The 15386-nt window shown below is 61.5% G+C and carries 14 protein-coding genes; 5 read left to right on the top strand and 9 right to left on the bottom strand.

Features of this window, described 5'->3' with window-relative positions; genetic code table 11:
* Positions 1-41: 41 nt before the first annotated feature.
* Positions 42-293, top strand: a complete 252-nt coding sequence (locus CWC48_RS01125) for a hypothetical protein (protein ID WP_078047662.1) — start codon at positions 42-44, stop codon at positions 291-293.
* Between the two features lie 11 nt (positions 294-304).
* Here CWC48_RS01125 and CWC48_RS01120 read toward each other — a convergent pair whose 3' ends face one another.
* Positions 305-1816, bottom strand: coding sequence for a PLP-dependent aminotransferase family protein (locus tag CWC48_RS01120; protein WP_100491173.1), 1512 nt, complete (start codon positions 1814-1816; stop codon positions 305-307).
* 77 nt (positions 1817-1893) lie between these two features.
* Here CWC48_RS01120 and CWC48_RS01115 point away from each other — a divergent pair, with 77 nt between their 5' ends.
* Positions 1894-3555, top strand: a complete 1662-nt coding sequence (locus CWC48_RS01115; protein ID WP_100491172.1) for a M24 family metallopeptidase — start codon at positions 1894-1896, stop codon at positions 3553-3555.
* A 45-nt stretch (positions 3556-3600) separates the two neighbouring features.
* Here CWC48_RS01115 and CWC48_RS01110 read toward each other — a convergent pair whose 3' ends face one another.
* The 6 genes from CWC48_RS01110 to CWC48_RS01085 form a co-directional block, all read right to left on the bottom strand.
* Complete coding sequence (locus tag CWC48_RS01110) at positions 3601-5340, bottom strand: dipeptidase (RefSeq protein WP_100491171.1); 1740 nt, start codon at positions 5338-5340, stop codon at positions 3601-3603.
* Positions 5341-5435: 95 nt separating this feature from the next.
* Positions 5436-6653, bottom strand: a complete 1218-nt coding sequence (locus tag CWC48_RS01105) for a phospholipase D-like domain-containing protein (protein ID WP_099490955.1) — start codon at positions 6651-6653, stop codon at positions 5436-5438.
* A gap of 52 nt (positions 6654-6705) precedes the next feature.
* Positions 6706-7353, bottom strand: a complete 648-nt coding sequence (locus CWC48_RS01100; protein ID WP_100491170.1) for a MotA/TolQ/ExbB proton channel family protein — start codon at positions 7351-7353, stop codon at positions 6706-6708.
* Between the two features lie 17 nt (positions 7354-7370).
* The gene (locus CWC48_RS01095) at positions 7371-9653 is read right to left on the bottom strand and encodes a TonB-dependent receptor (RefSeq protein ID WP_078047668.1); all 2283 of its coding nucleotides are present in this window, start codon (positions 9651-9653) and stop codon (positions 7371-7373) included.
* Between the two features lie 24 nt (positions 9654-9677).
* The gene (locus tag CWC48_RS01090; RefSeq protein ID WP_100491169.1) at positions 9678-10406 is read right to left on the bottom strand and encodes an energy transducer TonB; all 729 of its coding nucleotides are present in this window, start codon (positions 10404-10406) and stop codon (positions 9678-9680) included.
* Between the two features lie 2 nt (positions 10407-10408).
* Positions 10409-10816: a biopolymer transporter ExbD gene (locus tag CWC48_RS01085; protein WP_005786670.1), complete on the bottom strand. Its 408-nt coding sequence runs from the start codon at positions 10814-10816 to the stop codon at positions 10409-10411.
* Between the two features lie 190 nt (positions 10817-11006).
* Here CWC48_RS01085 and CWC48_RS01080 point away from each other — a divergent pair, with 190 nt between their 5' ends.
* Together CWC48_RS01080 and CWC48_RS01075 are read left to right on the top strand one after the other, a co-directional pair.
* Complete coding sequence (locus tag CWC48_RS01080; protein ID WP_078047670.1) at positions 11007-11561, top strand: GNAT family N-acetyltransferase; 555 nt, start codon at positions 11007-11009, stop codon at positions 11559-11561.
* Entirely contained in the window at positions 11558-13129 is a 1572-nt protein-coding gene (locus tag CWC48_RS01075) for an alkaline phosphatase (RefSeq protein ID WP_100491168.1), read from the top strand. Before CWC48_RS01080 ends, CWC48_RS01075 begins: the two co-directional genes overlap by 4 nt.
* 36 nt (positions 13130-13165) lie before the next feature.
* Here the strand turns inward: CWC48_RS01075 and CWC48_RS01070 are convergent, their stop codons facing one another.
* Positions 13166-13807 (bottom strand): hypothetical protein, encoded by a 642-nt coding sequence (locus CWC48_RS01070; protein WP_099490959.1) that lies wholly within the window; start codon positions 13805-13807, stop codon positions 13166-13168.
* A gap of 89 nt (positions 13808-13896) precedes the next feature.
* Here CWC48_RS01070 and CWC48_RS01065 point away from each other — a divergent pair, with 89 nt between their 5' ends.
* The gene (locus CWC48_RS01065) at positions 13897-14829 is read left to right on the top strand and encodes a LysR family transcriptional regulator (protein WP_078047673.1); all 933 of its coding nucleotides are present in this window, start codon (positions 13897-13899) and stop codon (positions 14827-14829) included.
* 104 nt (positions 14830-14933) lie between these two features.
* Here CWC48_RS01065 and CWC48_RS01060 read toward each other — a convergent pair whose 3' ends face one another.
* Positions 14934-15341 (bottom strand): PA2817 family protein, encoded by a 408-nt coding sequence (locus CWC48_RS01060; RefSeq protein WP_025858812.1) that lies wholly within the window; start codon positions 15339-15341, stop codon positions 14934-14936.
* Positions 15342-15386 lie beyond the last annotated feature (45 nt).

The following is a 15386-nucleotide window of genomic DNA, read 5'->3' as shown; positions in this document are numbered from 1 at the left end:
CTATGCAGCTGTCGCAGACGTTCCAGTCAAGGAGATCCATCATGGGCCAAGGCTATTATCAGCGTGACGTGAAGTCGAACGATGACAGTGCGTACAAGGAAATCGAAGAGCAGATCGGCCACTGTACGCCCGAACAAGCCTGGGCCATGTATTACGTCTCGACGGGCATGGTGCGTGAGTACATCACGCGGGCGGTGATGGAGCATATTGGCCGGGGCAACCGGGCGTTGCTGCTGGAATTCCCGGAGCTTGCCCGGGCCGAAGAGAAATCCCGCTTCCTGCTGCCGCTTTGACCGAATGCCGATCAGTGATGATCGGCATTTTTTTGCGCGTGTGCGTGCGCGTTCGCCGCGTTGGTCAGGCGTAACGTAGCCTCGCGGATCTCGTCCTGGTTGAGTGAGGCGAAGCCCAGGCGCAGCGCATTTTCTGGCTGGTCCAGCGGCGAAAATTGCCGGCCACTGCGCACGACCAGCCCATGGTCCACGGCGGTTGCCACCATCTGGTCGACGTTTATCTGATCGTCGAACCGCACCCACAGCGCCAGCCCGCCTTCGGGCTCCCGCACGCTGATCCGCTCCCCAAACGCCGCATGCAGGCATGTCTGCAAGGTTTCGCGGCGTGCACGGTATTCCTTCGATACCCGGCGCAGGTGCTTCTTGAGTTCGCCGTTGTTGATCAGGTCCGCGAGCATCTTCTGCGCCACTGCATCGGCGTCCCCCAGCATCAATGCAGCGTTGCTGTGCAGGGCTTCAACCACCGGCGCGGGGGCGACCACATAACTGCAGCGAAACGTTGAGCCGAGCGCCTTGGATAACGACCCGACATAGATCACATGGCGTTGCGAGCGGTCGCTGGCCAAGGGCAGGTAGGGCCGTCCGTTAAAGTGATATTCGTGGTCGTAGTCTTCTTCGATGATGCAGAAGTCGTGCTGCGCCGCCAATGCCAGCAGCTGTTGCCGCCGTGCTGCGTGCAGGCTCACGGTGGTAGGGAATTGGTGATGCGGCGTGAGATAGATCATCCGCACGTTATGTTCGCGACACAGGCGGTCGATCTGGTCCGTTCGACAGCCTTCGTCGTCTACGTCCACCGTGACCAGTTGCGCGCCCAGCTTGCGAAAAATCTCCCATGCCGGCGGGTAGCTCAGGCGCTCCACCAGTACCACATCGCCCGGCTTGAGCAGCAGGCTGGCGGTCAGGTACAGCGATATCTGGGTGCCTTGGGTCAGGCAGATATTCTCGGCGCTGACCGAGAGCCCACGGTTGTTGCGCAGCATCTCGGCCAGGGCGCAGCGCAGCTCATAGCCGGTGCCTTCACTGCCATAGCGCACGGTGTTGGAGGCAAAGCTGTTGCGCAGGGCATTGCGGTAATAGCGGTGCAGGACGGCTTGGGGCAGCAAACGGTGGTCGCTGGTGCCGTTATCGAAAAACAGCGCCCCCTGCCGATGCTGCAGGGCCGTCACCTGGGCGTTCTGGGTGAAATACGGGGCGTTCGCCTGCGCCAGGATGGGCGGTGCGAAGGACTGCTGCGCGCGACTCGGCAATGGCTTGGGCGTCAACTGCGCATTGACGAAGGTCCCGCGTCGCGGCTCGCTGACCAGCCAGCCTTTGGTCAGGGCTTCTTCGTAGGCCAGGATCACGGTCTTGCGATTGACGTCGAGCAACTGCGCCATTTCCCGCGTGCCGGGCAGCAAGGTGCCGGGCGGCAGACGGCCTTCCACGATTGCAGTCACCAGGCCTTCGGCAATCTTGCGGTAGGACGCCTGGCTGCCACTTTCGTCCAGCTTGAGCAGCGGGCGCCATTTTCGCATCTGGACCATCTGAAGTATCCAAAACTGGAGGTTTTAATGGGCCTAGTCTAGCGCAACAATCAAGCCTCACTCACCCCGAGGTTGTTATGAATACACGTCATGTCATCGAACTGTCCCCCTCGGGGAAAACCTTTGAGGCCGGTGACGAGCTGTTGCTCGATGCGATGCTCGCCAATGGCCTGTCCGTGCCGTTTTCCTGCCGGCGCGGTGCCTGTGGATCATGCAAGGTGGTGGTCGCAGAAGGCGAGTACCGGGCCAAGCAGCTGGCGCAAGGTGCCCCCGCGCCGTGCTATCCGTTGGCGGCGAATGAAATGCTGTTGTGCCAGAGCCATGCCTGCGGCGACATGCGCCTGGAAATCCCCGGCTGGTCGCTGGACACGCCGGTGCTGATGGTCGAGGCACAGGTCGTGAGCAAGCGCGCGCTGGCCCCCGACATTGTTGAGCTGGTGGTGATGCCGGATAGGCCATTGGCGGTGCGGGCGGGCCAGTACCTCAAGTTCCGACTGGTTGACGGTGACTCGCGGTGTTTCTCGATCGCCAACCTGCCGGCCGAAGACGATGGGCGCCTGGTCTTCCAGATTCGCCGGGTCAGCGGCGGGCTGTTTTCCGAGGCCATCCTGGGCGACCTGGAAGCCGGCGATCTGGTGCAACTGGAAGGACCTTTTGGTGCCTGCACCTGGCAGGACACGGACGACAGTCCTGTCGTCCTGTTCGCCACCGGCACCGGTTATGCGGGCATCAAGCCGATACTGCTGACTGCATTGGCACGCAACATCGAGGTCACGCTGTACTGGGGCGGGGCGCAACCGACGGACTTTTATGACCGTGCCTTCCTGGCTGACGCGAGCGCCGAGCATCCGGGATTTTGCTGGCATCCGGTGCTGGCGTCGCAGGGCCGGGTGCAGGAGGTTGCGTTGAGTCACGGGCATGCCTGGGAGCACGCCCAGGTGTACGCGTGTGGTAACGGCGCAATGATCCGCCAGGCCCGCGAGCAGTGCCTCGACGCAGGTTTGCCGGCTCACCGGTTTGTCGCCGAGGCCTTTGTGCCGAGTGGGCGCTCCGGCGCGCAAACGCCGTCACCCGCGTTTGACCCGATCTGGGAAAAAGTCGGCCCGCGCTACTCGTTTGACGGCATGCTGGCGGCCCGTGACCAATCCATCCGCGCCCTGGCGGCGATCGCCAGTCGCCTGAAGGTTGGCATGACCACCGGCGAAGCCCTCGACATGGCCGCCGAACAACTGCAGGCCATGGGCGCGTCCCACACGTGGCACCCGACGTATATCCGCTTTGGCGACGACACCGTACGCCCACCGCGCGAAGGCATTGACCGCCAGCGCAGGCTGCGCGCAACCGATATCGTCGTGGTTGATTTGGGCCCGGTGTGGGACGGTTACGAAGGCGACTACGGCGATACCTTTGTGTTCGGTGACGCGCCGCTGCACCTGGCGTGCAGGACCGCACTGCATGAGGTGTTCGACGAAACTCGCGAAGCCTGGTTGCGCGGCCTCACCGGTCGCGAACTGTATGACTTTGCCGAACAGAGCGCCGTGGCAAAAGGCTGGAGGCTGGCGCGTAACCTTGCAGGGCACCGCCTTGCGGATTTCCCCCACGCGTTGTTCGAGAGCAAGGTGCTGGCGGACCTGGAGATCCCGCCGAGCGAAATGGCCTGGGTCCTGGAAATCCAGCTGTGCCATCCCACGGAACCGGTCGGTGGTTTTTTCGAGGATATGTTGATGCTGCAGGCCTGAAGAGCCCGCCGTTGCGGCGGGCTCGCTTGCGTCAGCGCTTGAGGGTCAGAGCTTCGGCAACTGGCCGATACGGCCCATCATCTCGGTGACGATCTGCAGGTCCAGCAGGAACTGGTCGACGGTCTTGAACTCGTTGTCGGTGTGCCCGGTGTACTTCACTTCCGGACGCGCCAGGCCGAATTGCACGCCGTTGGGCAGTTCATGCACGGAGGTCGCGCCGGCCGAGGTGCCGAACTTGTGCTCCATACCCAGGTTTTCGGTGGACACTGCGAGCAGGGCCTTGACCCATTCGCCTTCAGGGTTACGGTACATCGGCTCTGCGACCGAGTAGGTGAAGTCCACCTTGACCTTGGATTGCTTGTCCCAGGCGCTCAGTTTGTCGGCAATCTCGGCCTTGAGTTTCTCCGGCGACTTGCCCTTTGGCACCCGCAGGTTCACCGCCAGCTTGAAGGCTTTGTCATCCAGGCCGACAAAGGTCAGCGAGGTGGTCAGCGGCCCCATGAACTCATCGGAGAAGCCCACGCCCAACTTGCCGCCCAGGTAATCCAGGCCCCAGTTGTCGGACGCATAACGCGCGGCGTCAGTGATGTGGTTGTGCTTGAGGGCGATTTTGCCGTCGACGCTGTGGATCAGCTCCAGCATGCGCGCGACCGGGTTGACCCCAGACTCCGGCTCGGACGAGTGAGCGGACACGCCGGTGACCGTCAGCTTGACGTTTTTGCCGTCGACCTTGGCGGCCACTTCAAAATCGCCACCGTTGTTCTTGGCGTATTCAGTGCCGGCTTTTTGCAGGCTGGCGGCCAATTCGGCTGGCTTGTCGGTGACAAACGTCGCCACCGACGCCGACGGAATCTGGTTGGTGGCCATGCCGCCGGTCATCGAGATGATTTCCGCGCCTTTGCCTTCACCCTTGCGACGCGGGAACGTCGCCATCACCGTGCCGTAGCCTTTTTCGGCAATCACCACCGGGTAGCCACCGTCCAGTGCCAGGTTGTATTGCGGTGTCGGATTCTTTTCGAAGTAGTAGGGGATCGCGTCGCCGGAAGTTTCTTCGGTGGTGTCCACCAGCAGCTTGAAGTTGCGCGCCAGCGGCAGCTTCTCTTCCTTGATCACTTTCATGGCGTACATGGCGACCACGATGCCGTTCTTGTCATCCTCGGTGCCACGGCCATACATGCGGTCGCCGATCAGCGTGACTTTGAACGGGTCGAGCTTGGTGCCGTCTTTCAGCACCCAATTCTCCGGCGTCACCGGCACCACATCGGCGTGGGCGTGGATGCCGACGACTTCATCGCCGCTGCCTTCCAGGGAAATTTCGTACACACGGTTATCAATGTTGCGGAAGTTCAGGTTAAAGGCCTTGGCCAGGTCCTGGATCTTGCCGGCGATCTTGATGAATTCCGGGTTCTTGTACTGCGGCACACCATCGACGTTAAAGGTCGGGATTTCCACCAGCTCGCGCAGGGTTTCGGTGGCGGCCTTGCCGTATTTCACACGGGTGTAGAGGCCGAGCAGGCGATTGATCTCGTTCTGCTGATCCGCGCTCAAGGTTTTGTTATCAAGAAACGCACTGATCGCCGGGCCCACGTCACTGGTCTTGCCCAGGTCGCCCTTGGCCAGGGTGCCGAGGAAACCATGGAAATCGGTGACGGAGGTTTCGTTGAAATGCTTCAGAATCGCTGTGCTTTGGTCTGGAGTGATGTTGGCGAAAGCGGGGCTGGTGATGGCCGAAAGGCTCGCCGCGAACAGGGTGGCAGCGGCCAGTTGCTTGAGTGGAAAGTGCATGGAAAGACGCATTCCTTTGCAGGTAGTGAGTAGGACGTTTCTGATCGAACTGTCAGAAACATTTCCACACACTACCACTACTCAGGTGCCTCTGGTCAATGCTGGCCAGGGTGGGGTTCGGGGTACTCCTCGGTAACGTTCAAGGCTCTAGCGTAGGGCCCATCCCACAACTGCTCATGCAATGCCCCGACACGCTTGGCCATCGCTTCGCTGCGCATCACCACTTCCAGATTGCGCGAATTATCCAGATACCCGCCCAGCCAGTTGCTGGTGCCGATCCAGGCAACCTGTCCGTCGATCTCCATGGTCTTGCTGTGGATTACTCGCGCATACGGGATAAAACCTTGCTTGGCCTCGGGGAGGGTGACGATTTTGATCTGGACGTTAGGCAGTACCGCCAAGCTTTTGAGGTAGGGCAGTTCCAGCGTGTCGGTATTCCAGTTGGACACCATCAGCTTGATCGACACCCCACGTGCCGCCGCCGCACGGACGGCATTGTCGATCACCGCGTAGTACGGGCGGGTCTTGTCCGGTCCGTAGGACAGGGGGGCGTAGTCCAGCAGTTGCACGCGCACTTCGTGTTTTGCTTCGCTCAGTAAACGCGGCAGTTCCAGCTGTGAATCGCCTACGCCCGGTGGGTTGTAGCGTTGCGGGCTAGCGACCAGGTAGTTGCCGGTGCGCGGTGGTTCGTTGCTCGTGGCAGGCAGCGGCACCGGTTGGTTGTCGGTCAAGGCCTGCTGGGCTTTCCAATCCTGCTCGAAGATCGCCTGCACCTGGCTCACCACGGTCGAGTTGGTGATGAGCAGCCCGGTTTCGTGGATGTGTTCCAGGGAGCGCCAGTCGAAATTCTGGCTGCCGACAAAGGCCTGCTTGCCATCCACCACCAGGTATTTGGCGTGGATGATTCCACCGCTCACGCGCGCGTAGGGCAGCACACGAAAGGTCAGGTTGGGGATCGCCCGCAGGCGTTCAAGGGTGGACGCTTCCGACAACTTGATGCCTTTTTCTTCCAGCAAAAAGCGAATTTTCACACCGCGCTTACCGGCGGCTTCCAGGCGTTCGATCACGCCGTCCATCACCGAGCCTGGGTGATCGGCAGCGTAGAACTGGCCGATATCGATACGGCTTTTTGCGCCGTCAAACAGCTCGCTCCACACTGGGCCGGGCTGGCGCAAGTCGTCGGTGCCGAGGGCGGTGTCCACTGGCACGGTGTGCACCAATTCAAACCCCGGAATCGAAAAGTCCGCCTGGGCCAGCGGACTTATCAGCAAGCCGGCCAAGCCTGCGATGCGCAATTTCAAGGAAACAGACATAGGGATTCCCATCACAAAAGAAAGCGGGCGCATTGCGCGCCCGCTTGAACGTTTACGCCGTGCGGCTATGCAGCGGCGTTGGCACCAGGTGCGGCAGTTCACTCTGCACGCGGGCACCGGTGGCGGCGCGGATCAGCAGGATTTTCAGCTGATCGTTGATGCGCTCCAGGCTGTCCTGGAAGAAGTTATGGAACACCACGCAGAACAGCGCGATGGCGATCCCCAGGCCGGTGGCGAACAACGCCGTGCCGATGCCACCAGAAATCTGCCCTGGGTCGGACACACCGGCCGTGGCCAGCGCCTTGAAGGTGTCGATGATGCCGAGGATGGTGCCCAGCAAGCCCAACAGCGGCGCGGCGGTGGTGATCGTTTCGATGATCCACAGGCTGCGGGCCAGCGGTGCGCGGGTGGTCAGGTACTGGGTTTCGATGACGTCATCCAGGTCCTTGCGCGACCCTTGCGACGCTTTCTGTGCCAGGACCGGCAGCACCATGTTCAGCGGCAGGCTGTCACGGCGCGTCAAGCTTTCGGGCAGGTCGCGCTCGCTGTGTACGTGGGCGCCGAGCACCTCGGTCAGCGCGCGGGCCTGGCGGCGTACGTAAGCGAAGTAGATACCGCGCTCGATGGTGATAAAGATCGCGATGGCCATCGCGGCATACATCACATAAAAGGTGATGTCGTGGAGCAGGTTCATGTCCATGTTCAATTACCTCGCAATTAGAAGTTGGCTTCCAGAGAGACCGTCACGGTGCGTTCCAGGCCCACGATGTAGGCCGGGTCGCCGTCGCGGAACCCGCCGTAGGTGGCCGCGTTGGTCTTGGTGGTGTACACGCCGTCCAGGTACTTCTTGTCGAACAGGTTGTCGACGTTCAGGCGCAGGGTCGCGTCCTTGACCACCTTCTTGTCCACCGGCAGGTAGATACCGGCGCCGGCGTTGAACACGGTGCGCCCGGAAATGGCTTCGTCGTTGGTCAGGTCGCCGTAGAGCTTGCTGGTGTACTTGCCGCCGAAGGTGCCGTAGAAGCGGCCGTCGTCGTAGCCGATGTTGGCGGCCAGCATGTTCTTCGGCACGTTGGCGAACTGCTTGCCGCTGGTGGGCAAGAGGATGGCTTGGCCGGCGTTGTAGACGGTCAGGTCGTCCTGCTGTTCGGCCTTGGTGTAGGTGTAGGAGGTGTAGTAGTTGAAGTGGTTGGGCAGCAGGCCGCTCCACTCCAGTTCCAGGCCGCTGTTGTTGACGGACCCGGCGTTGATGTCGGCGAAGTCACCGTTGATGTCGCGCGACGACACCTGGCGGTCCTTGAACTGCATGTAGAACAAGGTGGCGGCTACGGTCATGTCGTCATCGGTGTAGCGCCAGCCCAGTTCGTGGTTCCAGCTGGTTTCCGGCTTGGCGTCGATAGAGCCGGCGCCCTTGTCGTACAGCACGTAGTTCTGCGGGATGCGCATGTTGCGCGACAGGCTGTAGAACAACTGGTCGCGCTCATCCAACTGGTATTTGAGGCCGACGTTGGGCAGCAGTTTGTTGTAGGTCTGGTTACGTTTTTCCGCCTGCTCGGTGAGGCTGCCGTGGTTGGTGCCGTCACGCTTGACGTTCATGTAGGCCAGGCCCGCCACCAGGGTCCAGTCCGGGTTGATGTACCAAGTGTCCTGGGCCCAGACCTTTTGCGCTGGGGTGACGGTAAAGCGGTCGCGGCCCTGGATGGTGTTGCCATTGGCATCGACCACGGCGTCGTTGGAGTCCGGCCAGGTGTCGACCGGTTTGCCGCTGGCCTTGAGCGGAATGAACGGTTGGGTCTGGCTTTGGCGTGCGCGCTCGTACCAGTAGCCCACTTGCACGCTGTGATCGCCCAGGTCCCAGTTCAACTTGGTGGTGATGCCCGGACGCCAGGTCTGTGTGCGCGAAGGGCGGTAGTACACGCCGCTGTTCGGGGTGCCATCGGCATTGTACTGGGCGCCGGTAGGCAGGTTGCCCAGGTCAAATACACCGCCCTGGTTCGAGCCACGGTTCAGTGCATAGCTGGACGAACCGACACCGCTGCCGTTACCCCAGTAGTAATACGGGATCACCGACAGTGCGAGGTTGTCTGCCAGCTTGAACTGGGTGTTGAGCACGGCGGTGAAGGTCTGGAAGGGGTTCTGCGCCAGGGCGTAATAGCTGTTGTACTTGCCGTTGCTGCCCACCGTAGGCGTGGCCGGGTAGGGGTCGTACTTGCGGCCGTTCTGCTGGTACTGGGCCTTGGTCAATTGGCTGTAACTGTTGTTGTCCTGCTCGTGGTACTTGAGGATCAGGTTGGCGGTGTTGCCATCGCCAGCGTCGAAGAAGCTGTTCCACTCGACTTTGTCCGCGCGCACGGCGCCCGAACCGCGCCACATCTGGCCTTCGGTATGGGACGCCGACAACCAGTTGCTCAGGCCATTGATCTCGCCGGTGTTGAGGCGGGCAAAGGTTTTGCGCGTGGCGTTGCTGCCCATGATCTGTTTGACGAACGCGCCGGTTTCCTTGGTCGGGCGAATGGTCACGATGCCGATGTTGCCGCCGCTGGAACCGATGTGCGGGCCGTCGGCTTCCGCCGAGCCCTGGGTGACGAAGATCTGCTCGATATTTTCCGGGTCGCCCAGCAGGTTGGAGTACAGCGCGTAATTGCCGGAGTCGTTGATCGGCATGCCGTCAACCGACATGCCCACCTGGTCGGAGTTGAGGCCGCGCATGGTGAAGCGAAAGCCCGACAGGCCGGTGGCGTCTTCGCTGGAGATGTTCAAGCCCGGGGTGTATTTGAGCTTGTCCACGGCGTTACCGGTGGCGGTCTGTTTATCCAGCGCCTCCTTGGTCACGGTGGAGCGGCCCTTGATGCTTTCTTCCTGCACCATGTAGCCGCCACCTGCCGTGGCCTTGCCCTGGACCCCAATGGTCCCGACGTCGCTGTCGCTGGTGTCGGCCATAACCATGCCATGGCCCATGCTTGCGGCAACGAGTGCCAGATGAATCCGTGTGAACCTCATCACTGTCGTCCTGGTGTCGGGTGCTTATTGCACGCTGTAGTTGAAGGTGGCGGTGAAGCGCTGCTCATTGCGCCCCCCGAAGGCTTGCTCGGGGAACGGCTTGACCTGCTTGATACGGCGCAAGCTGTTGGTGGCGGCCCGGTTGAGCAACATGCTCGAGGCCTGGGTCTGCAAGCCGGAGTCGAGAACCCGACCCTGGCGGTCTACCAGCAACCAGATCACCACTTCGCCGGTCGGGCGTTCGAGGGAGGCCTGGCGGCCGGTGGGGTATTGCTTGTAGGTGTCCAACTCATTGCGCAAACCCTTGAGGTAACCGCCTTCCAACGCTTGGCCGTCGACTTTGGGGGGGGCCGGCGGCGCCGGCGTTGGCGCCGCCTGGGCAACGGGCGCGGGTGCCGGTTTGGCGGCGACCGGTGGTGGTGTCGGGGCGGGCGTTGGCTTGGCGACCACTGGCTTGGGCACAGGTTTTGGCTTGGGCTCAGGCTTGGGTTTCGGCAAGGGTTTAGGTGGCGGCGGTGGCGGGGCCGGCTCGGCCTCTTCATCCTCGATCACCGGCGGTGGCGGCTCTTGTTCCACCACCGGCTCCGGGATCACTTGCGGCTCTGGCTCGACCAGCGCCAACTCGACCGCCGACTCGTCATACACCGGCTCGACCTTCAACGTCTGGGACTGGATACCCAGTGCAATCAGCACCAGGGCGATCAGGGCCGGCACACTGCCGAGCAGCTGACGCGCACGAAACAGGACGTACATGATCAGGACTTACGCGTGGCGATGGACACGGAGGTAAAGCCACCCAGGCGCAGGGTGTCCATCACCTCGACCAGGCGCGAAACCTCTACGCCTTTGTCGCTGTTAACGATGATGGTCGACTTGGTGTCGGGCTTCTCGGCAGCCTTCAACGCCGGTACCAGCGCATCGACTGTCAGGTCCTTGCCATCCAACTGCAGTTGGCCTTCGAGACCCAAGGTGAGGATGAATTTGTTCTGTGGCTTGAGCTGCTGCGAACTGCTGGCACTCGGCAGTTGGGTCTTCATGCCGAGGGCCGGAATCACGTTCAGGCTCACGAGTACGAAAAACACCAGGAGGAACATCATCACGTCGATCATCGGGATCAGTTCGATGTGCGCCTTGCGTTTTTTCGGTTCGTCCCAGGTTCTCATTCCGTTACCCCGTTATTGAATTAGGGGCGACACGCTAACAACCAAAAATGACCGATTGGTTAACTTTAATTGACGTTTTGAGGGCTCTAGGACGCGTCTTACAGGTGAATCGCAAGTCATTTTTGTGACGTAACAGAATTGACATGCGGCAGGGGCATTCTCAAAAACTTTACATCGAGGGCCCCCGGAAATGAGTAGTGAACTGCCACAGTTGTCCACCCCGCGACTGTTAATGCGCGCCCTGGAAAAACACCAGGCCGACAGGTTGTGCGCCCTCGCCAACGGCCCGAAGATCGCCGACAACACCGCCAGTATTCCATCGCCCTACACCCTGGAAACGGCGCAGGATTTTATCGACGGCATGCAGGAGAAATATCGCTCGACGGGGCTGTTGAGCCTTGGCGTGCATGTGCGTGACACCGGCGAGTTGATCGGTGTTGCCAGCTTGCGCATCCATGCAGATCATCACTATGGGCACCTAGGCGGCTGGGCGGCGGCGGACGCGCGCAACCTGGGGTATGCCACCGAAGCCGCGACCGCGTTGATGGACTACGGCTTTGCCGAACTCGGCCTGCATCGCGTGGGCAGCCAGTGCTTCAGCCGCAACAAGGAATCGGCGCGGGTCATGGAGAAAATCGGCCTGCAATACGAAGGCTGCAGGCGCGGGGCGTTCTTCAAGAACGGCGTGCATGAAGACCTGCTGGTGTTCGCCACCCTGCGTGAGGATTGGGAGTACCGGCTGTGAGGGGCGAGGTGGATCATGGCCGGCGCCGGGTACTTGCCGGGCTGGCGGTCGCTACCACCTTTTCGATCCTCAGCCCGTTTGCCCGCAGTGCCGGGGTGGAGTATCCGTTCACCCTGGGCGTGGCCTCCGGGGATCCGCTGCCGGATGGGTTTGTGATCTGGACGCGCCTGGCGCCGCTGTTCAATGCCGCGGACGGTCGTGGTGGCTTGAGCCGTTCAGTGCCGGTGCGTTGGCGGGTTGCCAGCGATGCGGCGATGACTCGCGTGGTGCGCCAGGGCGAGGTGATGGCCAGCGAGCGCTGGGCGCACTCGGTGCATGTGGAGGTGGCGGGACTGGAGCCGGGCAGGCCGTATTGGTATCAGTTCGAAGGGCTCGGCGCGCAAAGCCCGGTGGGGCAATCGCGCACGGCGCCGGCGTTGCATGCCATGACGTCGGCCCGCTTGGGGTTTGTCTCGTGCTCGCATTGGGAACGTGGCTATTTCAGTGCCTATCGCCACTTGGCGCAAGAACAGCCCGACCTGGTGTTCTTTCTCGGCGACTACATCTACGACAGTTCCTACGCGGCGGACTCGGGCAAAATCATTCGCCCCCATGGCAGCGGCAATGCGGTGAGCTTGAGTGACTACCGCAACCGCTATGCCTTGTACAGAACCGACCCGGATCTACAGGCCCTGCACGCCGCAGCGCCCAGCGTCGTGACCTGGGACGATCACGAAGTGCAGAATGACTACGCCAACCGCTGGTCCCAGGACCCGAAGATCCCGGTCGGGCAATTCTTGCAGCAGCGGGCGGCGGCCTACCAGGCTTACTACGAACACATGCCGCTGCGTGCCAGCAGCCTGCCCAAAGGCGCGGACATGCGCATTTATCGGCGCCTGGACTACGGGCGGTTGGCCCGTTTCCATGTGCTGGACGGCCGACAGTATCGCTCCGAACAACCCTGCATCTTGGCCACTGGCAGTCACCAAGGGCATATCGCCGACAACCTTTGCCACGATTTGCGCGACCCCGGTCGTACGATGCTCGGTTGGCAACAGGAAGCCTGGCTGGATCAGGGCTTTGCCCAGTCGAAGGCGCAGTGGAACATCATCGCTCAGGACCTGCTGGTCGCGCCGCTGACCCAGCGCGACCTGACCAATCACAAGCCGGGACGCTGGACCGATGGCTGGGATGGCTACATGGCCAACCGCTCACGGATGCTGGCGTCCATCGAGCGCCATCGTGTCCAGAACCCGGTGTTCTGGGGTGGCGATATCCATTCGTTCTGGGTGACGGACTTGCATGCGGATGCCAGCAACCCGGACTCGCCGGTGGTTGCCACCGAGTTCGTCGGCACGTCGGTGACGTCTGATGGGCCGCCCTTTGAGGCGTTCAGCAAGATTCTGCCGCTCAATCCCCATGTGAAGTTCTTCGACAGTCGCCAGCGCGGGTATGTGTCGGTGGAAGTGGAGGCGCAGAAGATGCTGACGCACTTTCGTGTGATTACCGATCCGCGCGACCCTGCGGCGACCGTTTCGACCTTGAAATCATTTGTGAACGAGTCCGGCCGACCCGGCGCAATCCTGTAGGCGCCGGCAAGCCGGCTCCTGCTGGGGTTGTGGTGATTACAGCGGCGCGGTTTCGTTGAGGCTGTAGCGCACGGACAGCGCACCCTTTTTTTCGGAAAGGGCCAGGATGGTCACCTGGCCCAGTTCACCCAAGGTTTGCACGTGGGTACCGCCGCAGGCATACGCGGGCAACTCGCCAAAGCCGACTTCGCGGGTGCCGTCTTCCAGGTTCATATGGCGCGGGTAGTCTGCCGCGATCCATCGGTTGACCTGTTGCTGGATCGTCTCGGCTTCCATGGCTTGCGCGGTTTCGCCACGGATGAAGGTGATCTTGCCTTCGCCCGGCCAGTGATGGGCCTTGATCGGCATCCAACCCAGGGTCTCGCCCACGTTGCCGATCAAGTGCCCCGCGGAATGCAGCCGAGTGTGCAGTGCGCGACGCTGTTCATCCACCCGCGCAGTGATCGGGCCAGGTGCCAGCGGGCGGTCGACGTAGTGCACCACGCGATCGCCTTCCTGGATCACGCGCAGCACGCTGCTCTCACCGAGCCAACCGGTATCGAAGGGTTGCCCACCGCCCTGTGGGTGAAAAATCGTCGATTGCAGGATCACCGCAAACTGGTCTTCATGAGGTGTACAACTCAACACCTCCAGCTCGGCAGTCAGGTGGTCGTGGGTGAAAAACAGGCGCTCGGTCATGATCTACATCCGCATCAGGGTTCTACCGGCAGTATAAATAGTGCGTAGATGGGTGATAATCCGCTCAATTATCAATGGACCTGTGCACCATGAGCATCAATCTACCGTTGCCATTGCTGGGCGAAATGGCGATTTTCGTCAAAGTAGTGGAAACCGGCAGCTTCTCCGAAGCCGCCCGGCAAATGGGCGCCTCGCCTTCATCGGTGAGCCGCAGCATCTCGCGCCTGGAGAAGGCCCTGGCCACACGGTTGCTGCAACGCACCACGCGCAAGTTGCGTTTGAGCGAGGGTGGTGAAGAGGTGTTCAAGCGGTGCCAGGAGATGGTCAACGCGGCGCGTTCGGTCATGGAGATCAGCGGCCAGTTCACCCATGAGGCCGAAGGGCTGGTGCGGGTCAGCGTGCCCAAGGCAGTGGGGCGCTTTGTGGTGCACCCGCATATGCCGGAGTTCCTGCGGCGTTATCCCAAGGTGGATGTGCAACTGATCCTTGAGGACCGGCAGGTGGACATGATTGATGACAACGTCGACCTGAGCATCCGCATCACCGACAGCCCGCCACCGGGATTGGTCGGCCGGCAGTTGCTGCCGATCGAGCATCTGTTGTGCGCGACCCCGCAGTACCTGGCCGAGCATGGAACACCGGGCCACCCCCAGGACTTGCTGGCACACAGTTGCATCTACCTGGGAGAGACGCCGGGGGATTCACGCTGGAAGTTTCGCCAGGCCGGCAAGGCGGTGACGGTCGCAGTGCGCGGGCGTTACGCGGCAAACCACACAGGGGTGCGGCTGGATGCGGTGTTGCAACATGTGGGCATTGGCAGCTTGCCGTACTTTACGGCGCGGCATGCATTGGAGGAGGGACGATTGGTGCAGGTGTTGCCAGGGTGGGACTTTATTGCGTCGTACCATGGCGAGGCATGGTTGCTGCATTCGCCCACGCGGTATCTGCCGCCGAAGTTGCGGGTGTTTATTGATTATCTGGTGGCGTGCATGGCGAAGGAGCCGACGTTGCGCAAACGGTAGGAATGCGGTCGAAACTGTAGGACCCGGCTTGCAAGCGATTGGCCCTTGAACCCAGTGCAGGACTCAAGGCCGCCATCGCCGGCAAGCCGGCTCCTACAAGGGAATCAGTGCTTGCTTTGGTCGTCCGGCATGGCCAGCAGCTGTTTTTCCTGGTTCCAGTCGAACGGTTCGTCGTTCTGTTCGGCTTCGAAGCGACGTTCTTCCAGGGCCTGGTACAGGTCCAGTTCTTCGTCGGGCATGAAGTGCAGGCAGTCACCGCCAAAGAACCACAGCAGGTCGCGCGGCACCAGGTGGGCGATTTGCGGGTAGCGCAGGATGACCTGGCTCATCAGGTCCTGGCCCAGGTATTGGCTTTCGATCGGGTCGATCGGCAGCAGGGCGCGCAATTCGTCGAAACGCTCCAGGAACAATGTGTGGCTTTCCTCGGGCACCTGTTCGGCTTCGCCGACGGCAACCAGGATGCTGCGCAAGTGGTCGAGCAAGACGAGATGATCGGCAACGACGTTGGACACGAGATAAGTCCTCTAAAGCAAAAACGGGCGCGAGAGTATATAGCT

It is taken from the genome of Pseudomonas sp. S10E 269, from assembly GCF_002798465.1.
GTDB classification, from domain to species: Bacteria; Pseudomonadota; Gammaproteobacteria; order Pseudomonadales; family Pseudomonadaceae; genus Aquipseudomonas; species Aquipseudomonas pergaminensis.
Note: the sequence above shows the minus strand (reverse complement) of the source record. Positions and strands in the feature narration are given on the sequence as shown.

Coding starts and splice junctions, on each gene's coding strand:
- CWC48_RS01125 (WP_078047662.1), top strand. CDS start 42: ATGGGCCAAGGCTATTATCAGCGTGACGTGAAGTCGAACGATGACAGT.
- CWC48_RS01110 (WP_100491171.1), bottom strand. CDS start 5,340: ATGCACTTTCCACTCAAGCAACTGGCCGCTGCCACCCTGTTCGCGGCG.
- CWC48_RS01070 (WP_099490959.1), bottom strand. CDS start 13,807: ATGACCGAGCGCCTGTTTTTCACCCACGACCACCTGACTGCCGAGCTG.
- CWC48_RS01065 (WP_078047673.1), top strand. CDS start 13,897: ATGAGCATCAATCTACCGTTGCCATTGCTGGGCGAAATGGCGATTTTC.
- CWC48_RS01090 (WP_100491169.1), bottom strand. CDS start 10,406: ATGTACGTCCTGTTTCGTGCGCGTCAGCTGCTCGGCAGTGTGCCGGCC.
- CWC48_RS01080 (WP_078047670.1), top strand. CDS start 11,007: ATGAGTAGTGAACTGCCACAGTTGTCCACCCCGCGACTGTTAATGCGC.
- CWC48_RS01105 (WP_099490955.1), bottom strand. CDS start 6,653: ATGTCTGTTTCCTTGAAATTGCGCATCGCAGGCTTGGCCGGCTTGCTG.
- CWC48_RS01100 (WP_100491170.1), bottom strand. CDS start 7,353: ATGGACATGAACCTGCTCCACGACATCACCTTTTATGTGATGTATGCC.
- CWC48_RS01085 (WP_005786670.1), bottom strand. CDS start 10,816: ATGAGAACCTGGGACGAACCGAAAAAACGCAAGGCGCACATCGAACTG.
- CWC48_RS01120 (WP_100491173.1), bottom strand. CDS start 1,816: ATGGTCCAGATGCGAAAATGGCGCCCGCTGCTCAAGCTGGACGAAAGT.
- CWC48_RS01095 (WP_078047668.1), bottom strand. CDS start 9,653: ATGAGGTTCACACGGATTCATCTGGCACTCGTTGCCGCAAGCATGGGC.
- CWC48_RS01115 (WP_100491172.1), top strand. CDS start 1,894: ATGAATACACGTCATGTCATCGAACTGTCCCCCTCGGGGAAAACCTTT.